Consider the following 14,613-nt stretch of genomic DNA (forward strand, 5'->3'; position numbering starts at 1 on the left):
AACAATCCACAGGCGCCGTTACAATGAACAGGTCGATGTCGCCGGGAATTACGACGCGAGTTTCAGCGCCAGCCAGGGCATCAGGCAGAACGTGAGTGTCAGGATCTTGTAATTCGCAAGATATTGGAAATGGGCGCGCTGCACTTCAGCGCGTTCCATATGGAACATTCTGCCATGCATGCCCACGATCCAGTCCTGCATAGTTACGATCATCAGGGTGCTGAACAGCAATACGGCAATGTTAGGGACCGTCATCCAACCGAAGACGGTTGTCAGGAATTCCTGCGTCATGGTCGTCTCCTTTCCTTCAATATATGGGGATTGGAAGAAAGGCTCACAATAACGTGAGGTTCGGAGGAGATTTGAATTGACCAGACGTCACAGGCCGCTGTCGCCAAGGGCGTTCTGGAGAATGGGAGCCAGACGTTCCGCCCATTCACGTTGCCCGGTGTGATCTGCGATCAGATCATTGCGCAGCTCGATCAGGGCGTTTGGGCGTCCAAAGCTTGTGCAGTGCCTGTCAATCGCATCGCCGGGCAGAACGCCGGTGTAAGGCTCGTTGACGCCGACACGCAGATCACCTTCGGCCTCTAGCCGGTTTATCAGCGGGCGCGAGAAACGTTCGTCCGGAGTGTGCAGAATGCCGATATGCCACGGGCGCGGGTCGCGCCCGCGCAGTTGTCGGGTGAACGAGTGCATGGATATGATTACCGCGTGGGGCAGCGCCGCCATCTTTGCCAGCGCATCGTGATAGGGGCGATAGCACATGTTCAATCGTCGTTCACGCTCGTTTGTGTCTGCGCGGCGATTGCCGGGGATGATCGATCCGTCATACAGCTTCATCAGAAGTGTCGGATCATCCTCGCCTCGGTTTGGGTCGATGACCAGACGCGAGAAGTTGGCGGCAATGATCGGCGCGTTCAGAATCTCACCCAGATGTTTCGAAACCTCATAAGCTCCGACATCATAGGCAATGTGACGCTCCATATCCTCGCGCGGCAACCCCAGGTCGCCACCGTTAATCTCGGGCGGCACCATGTTGGTTGCGTGATCGCAGGTAATCAGCCAGCGCGAGGGGCGATCCGCGCCATGAACGAAAAACGGGGTGTATGTCATGAGCCTGTCATCTAGTTTGTCGCAGGTGTATGGCAGTTGCTTTGGAAAGGGAATTGCGCAATAAGCGCTCCGAGCACTGTTTGCGGTAACATTTGTGATTTGGGGAGAGCAACACCAATGCGGCGCCTGAGAAAAGTAAAAATCGTGGCGACGCTGGGACCGGCGTCCAATGACTATGACACTATCCGCGCGCTGCACGAGGCTGGAGCGGATGTCTTCCGGCTGAACATGAGTCATGGCAGCCACGATGAAATCCGCGAACGGCACAGAATTATCCGGCAGGTGGAAAAGGATCTGGATAGCCCTATTGCCATTCTGGCCGACCTTCAGGGTCCGAAACTGCGTGTAGGTGTGTTCGCTGACGACGCGGAAGAGTTGGAAGAAGGCGCGGCGTTCCGTCTGGATCTTGATCCCGAACCCGGTGATGGCAACCGGGTGTGTCTGCCACACCCCGAGATTTTTGCCGCGCTGGAACCCGGTGCGCGTCTGTTGGTGAATGACGGTAAAATCCGATTGATCGTTCAGGACTGTGGTCAGGATTTCGCCAATTGCACGGTTGAGGTTGGTGGAACGATCTCGAACCGCAAGGGTGTGAATGTTCCCGATGTGGTGCTGCCTTTGGCCGCGCTGTCGGCCAAGGATCGGGACGATCTGGAGTTTGTGTGCCAGTTGGGCGTGGATTGGCTGGCGCTGAGCTTTGTTCAGCGCGCCAAAGACGTGTTTGAAGCGCGCGCCTTGGCCGATGGTCGCGCGTCGATTCTGTCCAAAATTGAAAAACCTGCGGCTGTTGAGGCGTTTGAGGATATTCTGGACGCCTCGGATGGGATCATGGTCGCGCGCGGTGACCTTGGGGTTGAGCTGCCGGTATCGGCGGTCCCTCCAATCCAGAAGCGGCTTGTGCGCAAATGTCGGGCGGATGCCAAGCCGGTGATTGTGGCCACACAAATGTTGGAAAGCATGATCGAAAGCCCGATGCCGACCCGGGCCGAAGTGTCCGATGTGGCAACCGCCATTTATGAGGGCACCGATGCCATCATGCTCAGCGCGGAATCTGCGGCAGGTTCTTATCCGATTGAAGCGGTGCAAACCATGAATAAGGTCGCAATCGAAGTCGAAGCCGATCCGACCTATACCCAGATTGTTGCCGCGTCCCGATCGGCGCAGGGTACGACCATTGCGGACGGTATTGTTGCCGCTGCCCGTGAGATTGCAGAAAAAACCGACATCAAGGCGATCTGCTGTTTTACGCAAAGCGGCACAACCGCCTTGCTGACCGCCCGCGAACGTCCCGGCGTTCCGATTATCGCGATGACTCCGGCCAAGGGTACAGCGCGGAGACTTTGCCTGAGCTGGGGCTGTCATTGCGTCATGACGCCCGAGCTTGAGCGTTTTAAAGGTGCCGTTGTCGCCGCCGCACGGGCTGCGCGATCCGATGGGTTTGCGTCAGAAACGGATCAGATTGTGGTAACCGCGGGTGTGCCGTTCAACGTGCCGGGCACGACAAATATCCTGCGGATTGCCCCCTGCGACGAGCGCCTGATCTACAACACGGATCCGGGTTAAATCTGTCGGGTAATCACCAAGTTTCACTATGACACTTTGCGATTTGCCTGTTTTTTAGACAGAAAATATTCTTTAAAAACAATGATGAACTGGATTTCAGGTTGAGTCCGGCAATAAATCCTCTGTTTTTTGGTGTTTTTCCCGGATACTGGCGCCGCGGGCAGTCTACTCAGAAAGTTCCAGGTTCCGGCTGCCCGACCGGGGGCGCGGGCCTCGGTCAAATCAACAATAATGGAGGAACGACATGACAACGAAAATTGTCATTGGACTGGACGGGACAGACACCGGAGAGCGCGCACTGGCGTTTGCCAAAGACCTGGCAGGCCGCATCGGAGCATGCGAGCTGCTGGTGGTTTACGTGATCGAATGGTCCCCCTTTACTTTCCAGACACCGGAAGAAAACGCCTTACGGCATAAGCGTCGTGAGGAAGAGGTCGAACTGGCCACAACCCGGGTGGTTACACCGGCGGTTGACGGGCTGAAAGCCGCAGGGTTTGAGGCTCAGGGCATTGTCCGTCATGGCGACGTGGCCGAGACGCTGAACGCTATAACGGTTGAAAATGGCGGTTCTCAGATCGTGGTCGGCCGAGCGTCGGCAGATGGGCTGAAAAAGCGCATCTTTGGCAGTTCGACCCAGAACCTTGTCATGCATGCCGACGTACCGGTCACCGTGGTGAAGTAAGGAGGGATGGGAATGAAAACGCTCAAACATATCGGCCTGACCGGGGCGATGGCCCTGCTGGCTTCTCCGGTCATTGCGCAAGAGGAAATGGGTCTGGATGACAAGATCAATCAGGCCTTCGCGGATGTGACAGGACCTTTCGTCAGCTTCATCTTTGCCCCTTTCCCGGGCACGAGTGTGCCGTGGATCGTGATGTGGCTGGTCATCGCCGCGACGGTCTTTACCTTATATTTCGCTTTTGTGCAGTTCCGCTTCTTTGGCCATTCAATCAGCCTGGTCAAAGGGGATTATTCCGATCCCAACGATGCGGGCGAGGTCAGCCACTTTCAGGCTTTGGCAACAGCGTTGTCGGGCACTGTCGGCCTTGGGAACATCGCGGGTGTTGCGGTGGCCGTTGGCATCGGCGGGCCGGGGGCCACGTTTTGGATGATCGTCGCAGGCCTTCTGGGCATGGCGTCAAAATTCACCGAATGTACTCTGGGCGTGAAATATCGCAACGAATACGAGGACGGCACCGTCTCGGGTGGTCCGATGTATTACATGTCCAAAGGGTTTGCTGAACTGGGCTTGCCGGGTGGTAAGATACTGGCGGTTCTGTTCTCGGTCTTCTGTATCCTCGGCGCGCTGGGTGGGGGCAACATGTTCCAGGCCAATCAGGCGCACCAACAGATTGCCGGCATTACTGGCGATTATCCGGGCTGGATCACCGGTCTGGTCTTTGCAGCCATCGTGTTTTTGGTGATCGTGGGTGGCCTGAAATCCATCGCGCGCGTGACCGAAAAAGTCGTGCCGTTCATGGGTGTGATGTATGTGCTGGCCGCGTTGGTCATCATTATCATGCATGCGGACCAGATCGGTTGGGCCTTTGGGCAAATCTTCGCAGGTGCGTTTACAGGTCTCGGCGTTGCCGGCGGCATGGTCGGTGCGCTGATTCAGGGCTTCCGCCGTGCGGCGTTCTCGAACGAAGCGGGCGTGGGATCAGCGGCGATTGCACACTCGGCGGTTCGGACGAAAGAGCCGATCACCGAGGGCTTTGTGTCGCTGTTGGAGCCGTTCATTGATACTGTCGTGATCTGTACCATGACCGCGCTGGTGATCATCATAACCCAGCAGCTGATCGTTGATCCGGCAACCGGCCTTTACATGCTGACCGAAGACGGTTCCGGTATCGCGACGGTTGATGGTAACTCGGGTGTCAGCCTGACCTCGGCAGCCTTTGGCAGCGCGTTTGGCTGGTTCCCCTACGTACTAGCTGTTGCGGTGGTGCTGTTTGCCTTCTCGACCATGATCAGTTGGTCTTATTATGGCCTGAAGGCCTGGACCTATCTGTTCGGCGAGGGCCACACCAAAGAGCTGGTTTTCAAGATCATCTTCTGCGTCTTCGTTGTCATCGGTGCGGCGGCCAACCTCGGCCCGGTCATCGACTTCTCGGATGCAGCGATCTTTGCCATGGCGGTTGTGAACGTCTTTGCGCTCTACTTCCTGATGAAAGTGGTACGGCAGGAGCTGGCCAGCTATGCCGAGCGGCTGAAAACCGGAGAGATTCGCAAGTTCGGCCACTAAACCTTTTCGCCGGGGCGGCCCCGTGCTGCCCCGGTGCCTAACCAGTCTGCGAAAAGCGCAGATTCTGGTGCAAACCCCCTTGCCAGTATAACCAAACTTGCGTAAACGGCGCTTCTGATCGCGTGACCGGCCGAGATGGCATGCCGAGTCGCGTCTGAAACCGAACCCGGAAAAGGAGACGGAAATGCCTAAGATGAAGACAAAGTCGAGCGCCAAAAAGCGCTTTAAGGTGACTGCGACCGGTAAGGTCATGGCAGGCCAGGCCGGTAAACGGCACGGCATGATCAAGCGGACCAAAAAGTTCATCCGCGACGCCCGTGGCACCACCACCCTGTCCGCCCCCGACGCCAAGATCGTCAAGGGCTACATGCCCTACGACCGCTGAGAGGAGATTAGAAGATGTCCCGCGTTAAAGGTGGAACCGTAACTCACGCCCGTCACAAGAAGGTCATCAAGGCCGCCAAAGGTTACTATGGTCGCCGCAAGAGCACCTTCAAGGTTGCCCGTCAGGCCGTCGACAAGGCCAACCAGTACGCAACCCGCGACCGCAAGAACCGCAAGCGCAACTTCCGCGCGCTGTGGATCCAGCGCATCAACGCTGCTGTCCGTTCACATGACGAAGCACTGACATATTCCCGCTTCATCAACGGCCTGAATCTGGCCGGTATCGAAGTGGACCGCAAAGTTCTGGCAGATCTGGCCGTACACGAACCGGAAGCGTTCGGTGCGATCGTCGCCAAAGCTCAGGCCGCTTTGACCGCCTGATCCTCTGAAAAGAGACAGTGAATGAAGGGTCGTTCCGAAAGGAGCGGCCTTTTTTTCGTAAACGGATAAGGTCTGTGCATCAGTAACTGGCTGGCGGCGCAGAGCTTTGCCACTTTTTAAACACTTTCTAAGTGCAGATGTGTTTAAAAAACACCGTTTGATTGTATGTGGGATTTATTATGAGCTTCATAAAACGCTGTTCGACTGCGGCTTTTGCCAGTTTGACGCTTTCAATCTGTGCTCCTCTTTCCGTCCTGGCGCAGGAACAAAGCGCCGAGGGCGGCCAAACTGAAATCATCATAGAAACCTTTGAAGGTGAAGATCAGTCGCTCATGCTGGGCGGGCAGATATTTTTCAATCCTTCAAAGTCGGATTGGGTGATTTACGTGTCAGACGGCGATCTGGTTATGGAAAACCGCAAGAGCCCCCAGAGCCTGCATTTTAATGACGTTGCTTGGGTAAAGTTCCCGGAAACCGACTCCATAGAGTCGACTGAAAACATGGTTATTTCGGCGGTAGTCGAAAGTGGAAACGAAGCGCAGGGCGGGGCGGGTGTTCTTGTCGGGAGCGGTAAATCCGGCAAATATCTGGCGTTGGCCGTCGATGGGCAAGGGCGCTTTCACGTTCTCAAGAAGGATGGGCGTCAACTGCGTGCAGTACATAGTGCCAAGCACGATGTGATCAATGTCGGGGAGGCTAACGAGGTGAGCTTTCAGGTGCGCGGCGCGCATGTTCTATTCTTTGTAAATGGCGTGAAGGTTATTCAAGTTCCCTACTCCAAACGGTCAACAAACAGCCGCAATGACGGGGGCGGTACGGGCATAGGGCTGGCGGCGTTCGGACTTGGCATTTTTCGTTTTGATCAGGTTGAAATTACCCGAGCAAACTGAAAGCGGTTAAGTAAAACCGGCGCTTGACGCGCCGGTTAAAGATCTTCAGTTACTAATCAGCTTACCCAAACACACGTCCCAGCGCGCCATCGACCGCATCAGTGATCTGGTCGATGTCATCCGCTGTTGCAATCAGCGCGGGTGAGAAACACAGCGTGTTGTTCTTGCCGGGGACCGAGCGGTTGGTGACGCCGATGATTACCCCCTGCGCCATACAGTCGGCCACAACCGCCTGAGCCAGTTTCTCATCCACCGGTTCTTTGGTTGAACGATCCGCGACCAGTTCGGCCCCAAGGAACAGCCCTTTGCCCCGCACGTTGCCGATGACCTTGTGCTTTTCCATCAGCGCCTGCAGGTTGCCCGTCATGCGGGCACCCATGTCGGTACAGTTTTGCAGCAGGTTCTCATCCTCGATGATCCGCATGTTTTCAATCGCCGCCGCCGGACCGGCGGTGCAGCCGCCAAAGGTTGAGATGTCGCGGAAATAGTTTAGCGGATCTTCGGCGTCGTCTTTGAACATGTCGAACACCTCTTCGGTGGTCACCATGCAGGCAATGGCCGCGTAGCCCGACGCGACACCCTTGGCCATCGTCACAAAGTCCGGCTTCACGCCGTACTGCTGATATCCGAACCAGGTTCCCGTACGGCCCACGCCGCAGACGACTTCGTCGATATGTAGCAGGATATCGTATTTCTTGCAGATCTCCTGCACGCGCTGCCAATACCCTTCGGGCGCCTCGATGACACCGCCACCGGCGGTCACCGGCTCAAGACACAGCGCGCCGACCGTTTCGGGGCCTTCGCGCAGGATCACCTCTTCGATCTGATCCGCCGCCCATTCGCCGAAGTTTTCCTCGGGGGCGCCATCCAGCTCGTGTTTGCGATATTCCATGCAATGCGGCACGCGGACAAAATCGGGGGCGAAGGGGCCGTATTGCGCGTTACGCTCGTCCTGACCGCCCGCCGACATCGCGGCAAGGGTCGAGCCGTGATAGTCGCGGTCGCGGTACAGAATTTTGGTTTTCTTCCCACCATAGCGCTTATGCGCGATCTGGCGAACCATCTTGAACGCTTTCTCGTTCGCCTCAGATCCCGAGTTTGTGTAGTAGACGCGGCTCATGCCTGGCATCTTGCTGATCAGCTTTTCGGCAAAAAGAGAACCGGGGATCGAGCCCGCCGAGTTCGCGAAATAGCACAGCTTCATCAACTGGTCGTAGACTGCCTTACAGATGGACTCGCGCCCATAGCCCACGTTGACGGTCCAGACCCCGCCTGAAACCGCGTCCAGATGCTCTTTGCCCTTTTGGTCCCAGACGCGCATGCCTTTGCCTTCGACGATGATACGGGGATCGTTGGTTTCAAAGGGCTTATGCTGGATCAAGTGGTGCCAGATATGGGCGCGGTCGGCTTCGACCACACGGGAAAGATCGTTTTCGTTGAACGTGCCGTCCATGACATGTCCTTTCAGGGTAGGGCGCGCGGGAATCACAATACCCCCGCTGTCGCGCTGTGACGTGATGATCCAGATCAGCGCGAATGGCGCGCGTTAAGTAGGGCCAGATTAGCCCATAGAATAACTCCAGTGTAGCGTGTTCAAGTATTTCTACGAATTTGTTTTGGCGTAAGCTATGTGCTCAATACGCTAATCTGACGAGTTTTGGGAGGAACGCCGGATGACAGTCGCACCCATTTATCAGCAGCATCTGGACAAGACATCTGCGAATTTCACGCCGTTGTCGCCGCTCAGCTACATCGAAAGAACGGCGGCCGTGTATCCGGATTATGTTTCGGTTGTTTATGGGGACCGCCGGTATTCGTGGGCCGAGACATATGAACGCTGCCGCCGTCTGGCCAGCGCCTTGACCCGGCGCGGTGTTGGTGTCGGGGACACCGTGTCGATCATCGCGGCCAATATCCCGGAACATTACGAGGCGCATTTTGGAGTGCCCATGGCTGGGGCCGTTCTGAATTCCATTAACACGCGACTGGATGCGCCAATCGTCGCTTTCATACTGAATCATGCCGAGGCCAAGGTTCTGCTGGTTGATCCGGAATTCTCGGGCGTTGTCAAAACAGCGCTGGAGCAGGTGGATCATGACGTGCAGATCATCGACATCATTGACCCCAGCTTTGACGGTGGGGAGCGGTTGGGGGATTTGACCTACGATGCCTTGCTGGCCGAGGGCGATCCTGAATTCGACTGGTCTTTGCCGGATGATGAGTGGGATGCGATTACGCTGAATTACACGTCAGGTACAACGGGAAACCCCAAAGGTGTCGTCTATCATCATCGCGGCGCGGCGCTGAATGCGACGTCGAACATCCTGACATGGGGGATGCCGCAGCATTCGGTGTATCTTTGGACGCTGCCCATGTTTCATTGCAACGGTTGGTGTTTCCCCTGGACCATGGCTGCCAATGCGGGCACGTCAGTATGTCTGCGGGCTGTCCGGGATGAGCCGATTTACGATGCCTTTCGTGATCAAGGCGTGACCCATTTCTGTGGGGCGCCCATCGTTCTGAACATGCTGGCCAACGCACCGGATCACCTCAAGGATTTCAGCCAGCAGATCAAGGTGATGACCGCAGGTGCACCACCTCCGGCCAAAGTGATTGAGGCAATGGAGGGTATGGGTGTTGAGGTTACCCACGTCTATGGCTTGACCGAAACCTATGGTCCGGCCGTCGTTTGCGCGTGGAAGGACGAATGGAACGACAAACCGGCAGACGACCGTGCTGTGCTGAAGGTCCGGCAGGGGGTAAAATACGTGGCCTTGTCCGGGCTCATGGTGGCGGACCCCGAGACGATGGAGCCGGTGCCCTCTGACGGCGAAACCATGGGTGAGATTTTCATGCAGGGCAATATCGTGATGAAGGGGTATTTGAAAAACCCCGATGCGACCGACAAGGCCTTCATGGGCGGCTGGTTTGCATCAGGCGATTTGGGTGTCATGCACCCCGATGGCTATATCGCCCTGAAAGACCGGTCCAAGGATATTATTATTTCAGGGGGTGAGAATATTTCTTCCGTTGAGGTTGAGGATATTCTGTACAAGCATCCGGCTGTGATGGAGGCTGCGGTCGTGGCCCGCCCGCATGAGAAATGGGGCGAAACGCCCTGTGCTTTTGTTGAACTGAAACCCGGGGCCGAAGCGAGCGAGGCCGATATTATCGCGTTTTGCCGCGATAACATGGCCCATTTCAAAGCGCCGAAAACGGTTGTTTTTGGGGCGTTGCCAAAAACCTCGACTGGCAAAATCCAGAAGTTCTTATTGCGCGATCAGGCGCGCGCCCTGGGTTAGTCGAAGATCGATAGATCAAGCTCCAGCATCTCGCCCATCCAGATGGCGCGATCCCGATGATCTGCCAGGTGGTCACCGGTTTCGGGATGGGTGAAGATGGTCAGCCCCTGCCGGTTCAGCATCAGCCAGGGAATGACCTGATCAAACGCCTTAGGGTCAAAACCCAGCTGACAACTCCATCTGGGATGCGGCCCGACATTGCGTGCGTGCATGCGGCCCATCTGAACAGGGAACAGGTGCGCGGCCTCTTCGCAGATTTGCCGGGCGGTGTCCTGCGTTTCCGCGTTGAAATATACATGTGCGTGATAGCCGGTGATCTCGGGCATCATAGTTCCCTTTTATCTGTTTAGATCAGTCTAAGCAGATGAGGCCCGGCTAAACAGTCGCATCCCCACACAGATTCTGTGCGTTATCAGGCCTTGCTCAATTCCTTCGCATGCAGCCAGTCGGCGTGTTGCGGCGCTTTCTTTGTGCGCGACCATTCCTCGAGCATGTCCCATTTGACATCGTTGAGCCGGTCCAGCATCGCCTCTTCCTTTGGGTCGGGGCAGGCCAGCTCGATGCGGTGACCGTTCGGGTCAAAGAAATAGATCGAGTGGAAGATCGAGTGGTCGGTCACGCCCAGAACTTCGACCCCATTGGCTTCAAGGTGGTTCTTGAACTCAATCAGCTCGTCACGGTCTTTCACTTTGAAGGCGATATGCTGAACCCATTCCGGCGTGTTCGGGTCACGGCCCATTTCCGGTTTGGTTGGCAATTCGAAGAATGCCAGCACATTGCCGTTCCCGGCATCCAGAAACAGATGCATGTACGGGTCGGGTTCGTGGGTCGAAGGTACGTGATCTTCGGCGATGGCAAGAACAAAATCCATGTTCAGCATTTTACCATACCATTCCACCGTCTCTTTCGCGTCCTTGCAGCGATAGGCAACGTGATGAATCTGTTCGATTTTCATAGCGGTTACTCCTGTTTTAGGGCAGCGGCGTCCAGTGCTTGTTTCAGCACGCCGTTGTCTCCGATGTGATTGGCCAGAACCAGTATCAGGCGGGCGTTCAGCGCTTCGCTGTCAGCTTGTTCCAAGCCCTCATGTGCGGTCAGTAAATCGGCATAGAAGTCGTCGGCGTGATCGAGATTCGGAGAAAGGATCAGGTCGGCCATATCGATTACTCCTTACCTGTGGCGCGCAGAACCGCGTGCCGGATTGCGTTTTCTTCGTAACTGTCGCGGCGGGCGGCCACGTGCTGATCTGGGCGGATCAGATAGACGGCACTGGTCGCGTCACCCAGATATCGGCGTTTCAATTCCATCGTTGGATCGTCTTTGACCGAAACTGCCAGCCGTTTGACGGTGACACCATCAAGCTCAATCTCGTCAGGCGCATCGGCATCTATGGTCAGCAGGACAAAGCCATCGCCGAGTTTCGACAGCAGGAACTCATCCCCCAAAGGCGCGTCCGGGCAGGGTGAACCAGGTCGCGTTCGGGCCGGACCGTTCAGCGCGTCCGCCGAGTTCAGAGGTGAGCCGTCATAAGTGCAAGGCAGGCTCAGCCGACCCGAATTGACCAGCGGGCGCGCGAATTCATAGTGCTCACTCAGATCCAGAACCGCGTCTCGTAGCAGACGGGACATCTGCGATTTTGGTGTGATGAAATCGGTCGACCGGCTGGAGTTCAGAATGTTTTCATCCGCCCCCTGAATGCGTTCCACATCATAGCTGTCCAGCAAGGATTCCGGTGCGGTACCGTCCATGACCATTTTCAGCTTCCAGCACAGGTTGTCTGTATCCTGAAGACCCGAATTGGCCCCTCGTGCTCCGAACGGGCTGACCTGATGGGCGCTGTCCCCGGCAAAGATCACCCGACCGTAGCGAAATTGCTCCATCCGGCGGCATTGGAAAGTATAGATGCTGACCCATTCCAGCTCGAACTCAACATCGTCGCCCAGCATGGCCTTTAGGCGCGGGATGACGTTTTCCGGACGTTTTTCGCGTTCCTTGTCAATGTCCCAACCCAGTTGCAGGTCGATGCGCCAGACGCCGTCCGGCTGTTTGTGCAGCAATGCCGACTGGCCTTTGTTGAACGGCGGGTCAAACCAGAACCAGCGCTCGGTCGGGAAATCGGCGTCCATTACCACGTCGGCAATCAGGAAGTTGTCTTCGAACACGCGGCCGACGAAATCCTTGCCCAGCATCGCCCGCATTGGCGACCCAGCCCCGTCGCAGGCGATGACCCAATCGGCTTCGACCGTGTACGAGCCTTCGGGCGTTTCCACCTCAAGCTTCACATGGTCGGGATGCGTGCCAACAGCTTCAACCTTGTTGCGGCCACGAATCTCGATGGGCGCGCCTTGCGCTTGTAACTCACGGACGCGTTCGACCAGAAACTGTTCAAAGTAGTATTGCTGCAGGTTTATGAAAGCTGGGCGTTTGTGCCCGTCCTCCGGCAGCAGGTTGAACTCATAGATCTTGCGGTCATCGAAAAAGACCTTGCCCTGGTTCCAAACTACCCCTTTGTCGACCATGGGTTGGCCACATCCCAACCGGTCCAGAATTTCCAGCGGGCGCTTGGCAAAGCATATGGCACGGCTGCCAAAGCTGACCTTGTCGTTTTCGTCCAGAACAACAACCTCGACCCCCTGTTGTGCCAGATCGATTGCTGCTGCCAGACCGATCGGACCGGCGCCGACAACAATCACCTTATGACGCACCGGCGTGGGCGCGGACTGGTCCGGGCTGGATTCAAAGGCGTAGAGCGGTGTTTCGAAAATCTTGTTCACAATCTCTCTCCCAGGTTTTGCGCGTCGGGCGCACCTCGTCTGTGCTCTGCCACAGCCGTGTCAGAGGGACGGAACCATCCTTTCACCGTTTGGTTCGGGCCAAAACGATCTGGATCAAATTCGGCCCGGGTCACATGTCGCGAGCAGTTTCTGGTTAAAACGCCCCGTTGTACTTGTCGAATAATAGTTGATTTTGTAACTAACAAGCATGACACGTACAGAATCTGACAAAAATGACGATTTTAATTTGCGTGATTTCCTACCGTTCCTGTTGAACCAGGCCGCCGAGGAAAGTTCGCTTGAGTTTCAAAGGGTTTACAAGAACCGCTATGGCATGCTGCGGACAGAGTGGCGCGTTCTGTTTCATCTGGGCAATACCGGAGAGATGACGGCCAAGGAAATCGGACTGCAGGCTATGATCCATAAAACCAAGATCAGCCGGGCGGTGTGCAAGCTTGAACAGCGGCGGTTTCTCAGGCGGGTGCGCGACGAAAACGACCGCCGGTCCGAGCGGCTGTCGCTGACACATTCCGGCGAAGCGGTCTATCGTGAGCTGCGCGGTATTGCGCAGGAATACGACGCCAAGCTGGCGGCACATTTCACTACGGGTGAGGTGGTGTTGCTGCGGATGATGCTGCGCAGGCTGGCCGGGATGGAATAAACACTGGTAATCTGTCTTTGGCGTTCCCAGATGGGTATCACAACAAAAACAGGGACTCGACATGACCGCCTCGGACGTAAACTCGGCAACAACGGCAGATCTTATCGGCTGGCTGGTAAATCGCGGTCTGGAAGGGGCGGACAAGCAGGAACTGCTTGAGGGGTATTGCGCGCGGCTTATCGAGCTTGGCGTCCCGTTGATGCGTTTTCACGCAGCACAATCGGCACTGCATCCGGTTTATGGCGGCACCGGCTATAGCTGGTATCAGGAACGTGGCGGAGAGTTCGAGACCTTCGCATATTCCGAGGAAGCCAGCGAGATGTGGCAGCAGAGCCCCCTATATGCGCTGCTGAATGAAGATATCGATATCGTCCATGAACGTCTGATCGACCGGAATGAGCCCAGTCGTTTTCCCCTGTTGAACGATCTGCGTGAGAATGGAGCGACCGAGTATTACGCGACAGGCGTTTCCTTTGATATTCCGACGCAAGGCACGCCGGGAGGGGCCAAAAAACCGGTGGATGGTGTGCTGATGTCCTGGACCAGTAATGCGCCGGACGGTTTTCAGGAACGCGATCTGAACCTGATCAACACAGCGCTGCCGCATCTGGGTCTGGCTCTGAAGGCGGCTTCAAGCGCTCGCGTTGCGCATGATTTGATGCGGGTCTATCTGGGGCGTGACGCCGGCCAGCGCGTGTTGTCCGGCGAAATCCGTCGCGGGTCTTTGCAGCAGATCGACGCGGTGATCTGGAACTTTGATCTGGAAGGGTTCACCAGCCTGTCCGAAGAACTGCCGGGTGATGAGATCATTGAAATGCTGAACGAGTATCTGGCCGTTGCGGTGGACGTTGTTCACGAATGCGATGGCAGTATTCTGAAATTCATGGGCGATGGGCTGATGGCCATGTTCGATGTCGGTGAAATCGATGCGGACGCCCGCGCGGCCTTGGGGGCCGTGGCTGTATTGCAGGATCGAATGGCCGACCTGAACGCACATCGTCAGAGCGAGGGTCTGCCGGTGGCCAAATACACGCTGGCCCTGCATTCCGGCGAGATCCTGTACGGAAATATCGGGGCCGAAAGCCGGTTGGATTTCACGGTGATCGGGCCAGCCGTGAACCAGGCCGCGCGAATAGCGGGCATGCACCGTTCACTGGGGCAGCGTATCCTGATCTCGGACGACGTGGCCCGCGCGGCGCAACCCTGCGCGCATGAACTGATTTCGGTCGGCCGCTACATGTTGCGTGGGGTAGCGGAACCGAAAGAGCTGTTTACGGTCTATAATCCCGGACCATAG

At 56.5% G+C, this 14,613-nt stretch carries 16 protein-coding genes; 9 read left to right on the plus strand and 7 right to left on the minus strand.

Annotated elements, in window-relative coordinates:
* Positions 1-48: 48 nt before the first annotated feature.
* Together ACP0GE_RS14210 and ACP0GE_RS14215 are read right to left on the minus strand one after the other, a co-directional pair.
* Positions 49-291, minus strand: a complete 243-nt coding sequence (locus ACP0GE_RS14210) for a DUF6868 family protein (RefSeq protein WP_424832574.1) — start codon at positions 289-291, stop codon at positions 49-51.
* 87 nt (positions 292-378) lie between these two features.
* Positions 379-1,116, minus strand: a complete 738-nt coding sequence (locus tag ACP0GE_RS14215; RefSeq protein WP_424832575.1) for an N-formylglutamate amidohydrolase — start codon at positions 1,114-1,116, stop codon at positions 379-381.
* A 117-nt stretch (positions 1,117-1,233) separates the two neighbouring features.
* On the opposite strand from ACP0GE_RS14215, the gene pyk reads away from it, so the two are divergent.
* The 6 genes from pyk to ACP0GE_RS14245 all read left to right on the plus strand — a co-directional run bounded on the left by pyk (position 1,234) and on the right by ACP0GE_RS14245 (position 6,579).
* On the plus strand, positions 1,234-2,679 hold the full coding sequence (pyk, locus tag ACP0GE_RS14220; RefSeq protein ID WP_424832576.1) for a pyruvate kinase: 1,446 nt from the start codon (positions 1,234-1,236) through the stop codon (positions 2,677-2,679).
* Positions 2,680-2,923: 244 nt separating this feature from the next.
* The gene (locus tag ACP0GE_RS14225) at positions 2,924-3,361 is read left to right on the plus strand and encodes a universal stress protein (RefSeq protein WP_424832577.1); all 438 of its coding nucleotides are present in this window, start codon (positions 2,924-2,926) and stop codon (positions 3,359-3,361) included.
* Positions 3,362-3,373: 12 nt separating this feature from the next.
* On the plus strand, positions 3,374-4,924 hold the full coding sequence (locus ACP0GE_RS14230) for an alanine/glycine:cation symporter family protein (RefSeq protein WP_424832578.1): 1,551 nt from the start codon (positions 3,374-3,376) through the stop codon (positions 4,922-4,924).
* 184 nt (positions 4,925-5,108) lie between these two features.
* Positions 5,109-5,309 carry a 50S ribosomal protein L35 gene (gene rpmI, locus ACP0GE_RS14235; protein ID WP_005981143.1) on the plus strand — a complete coding sequence of 67 codons (201 nt, stop codon included), beginning with the start codon at positions 5,109-5,111 and terminating at the stop codon, positions 5,307-5,309.
* 14 nt (positions 5,310-5,323) lie between these two features.
* Positions 5,324-5,689: a 50S ribosomal protein L20 gene (gene rplT, locus ACP0GE_RS14240; RefSeq protein ID WP_152457001.1), complete on the plus strand. Its 366-nt coding sequence runs from the start codon at positions 5,324-5,326 to the stop codon at positions 5,687-5,689.
* A gap of 179 nt (positions 5,690-5,868) precedes the next feature.
* Positions 5,869-6,579, plus strand: coding sequence for a hypothetical protein (locus tag ACP0GE_RS14245; protein ID WP_424832579.1), 711 nt, complete (start codon positions 5,869-5,871; stop codon positions 6,577-6,579).
* 61 nt (positions 6,580-6,640) lie between these two features.
* Here the strand turns inward: ACP0GE_RS14245 and ACP0GE_RS14250 are convergent, their stop codons facing one another.
* Positions 6,641-8,032 (minus strand): aspartate aminotransferase family protein, encoded by a 1,392-nt coding sequence (locus tag ACP0GE_RS14250; protein WP_424832580.1) that lies wholly within the window; start codon positions 8,030-8,032, stop codon positions 6,641-6,643.
* A gap of 220 nt (positions 8,033-8,252) precedes the next feature.
* Between ACP0GE_RS14250 and ACP0GE_RS14255 the strand changes: the two genes are divergently transcribed.
* Positions 8,253-9,881, plus strand: coding sequence for an acyl-CoA synthetase (locus ACP0GE_RS14255; RefSeq protein WP_424832581.1), 1,629 nt, complete (start codon positions 8,253-8,255; stop codon positions 9,879-9,881).
* Here ACP0GE_RS14255 and ACP0GE_RS14260 read toward each other — a convergent pair.
* The 4 genes from ACP0GE_RS14260 to ACP0GE_RS14275 all read right to left on the minus strand — a co-directional run bounded on the left by ACP0GE_RS14260 (position 9,878) and on the right by ACP0GE_RS14275 (position 12,655).
* Complete coding sequence (locus ACP0GE_RS14260) at positions 9,878-10,207, minus strand: DOPA 4,5-dioxygenase family protein (RefSeq protein ID WP_424832582.1); 330 nt, start codon at positions 10,205-10,207, stop codon at positions 9,878-9,880. The two genes, ACP0GE_RS14255 and ACP0GE_RS14260, sit on opposite strands and share 4 nt — an antisense overlap.
* 86 nt (positions 10,208-10,293) lie before the next feature.
* Complete coding sequence (locus ACP0GE_RS14265) at positions 10,294-10,836, minus strand: VOC family protein (RefSeq protein ID WP_424832583.1); 543 nt, start codon at positions 10,834-10,836, stop codon at positions 10,294-10,296.
* A gap of 5 nt (positions 10,837-10,841) precedes the next feature.
* Positions 10,842-11,039, minus strand: coding sequence for a DUF2783 domain-containing protein (locus tag ACP0GE_RS14270; protein ID WP_424832584.1), 198 nt, complete (start codon positions 11,037-11,039; stop codon positions 10,842-10,844).
* 5 nt (positions 11,040-11,044) lie between these two features.
* Positions 11,045-12,655, minus strand: coding sequence for an FAD-dependent oxidoreductase (locus tag ACP0GE_RS14275; RefSeq protein ID WP_424832585.1), 1,611 nt, complete (start codon positions 12,653-12,655; stop codon positions 11,045-11,047).
* A 208-nt stretch (positions 12,656-12,863) separates the two neighbouring features.
* On the opposite strand from ACP0GE_RS14275, the gene ACP0GE_RS14280 reads away from it, so the two are divergent.
* Together ACP0GE_RS14280 and ACP0GE_RS14285 are read left to right on the plus strand one after the other, a co-directional pair.
* Positions 12,864-13,316, plus strand: a complete 453-nt coding sequence (locus ACP0GE_RS14280) for a MarR family winged helix-turn-helix transcriptional regulator (RefSeq protein ID WP_424832586.1) — start codon at positions 12,864-12,866, stop codon at positions 13,314-13,316.
* 61 nt (positions 13,317-13,377) lie between these two features.
* Entirely contained in the window at positions 13,378-14,613 is a 1,236-nt protein-coding gene (locus ACP0GE_RS14285) for an adenylate/guanylate cyclase domain-containing protein (protein WP_424832587.1), read from the plus strand.

The sequence above is a fragment of the Ruegeria sp. genome (assembly GCF_965243365.1).
Classification (GTDB): domain Bacteria; phylum Pseudomonadota; class Alphaproteobacteria; order Rhodobacterales; family Rhodobacteraceae; genus Ruegeria.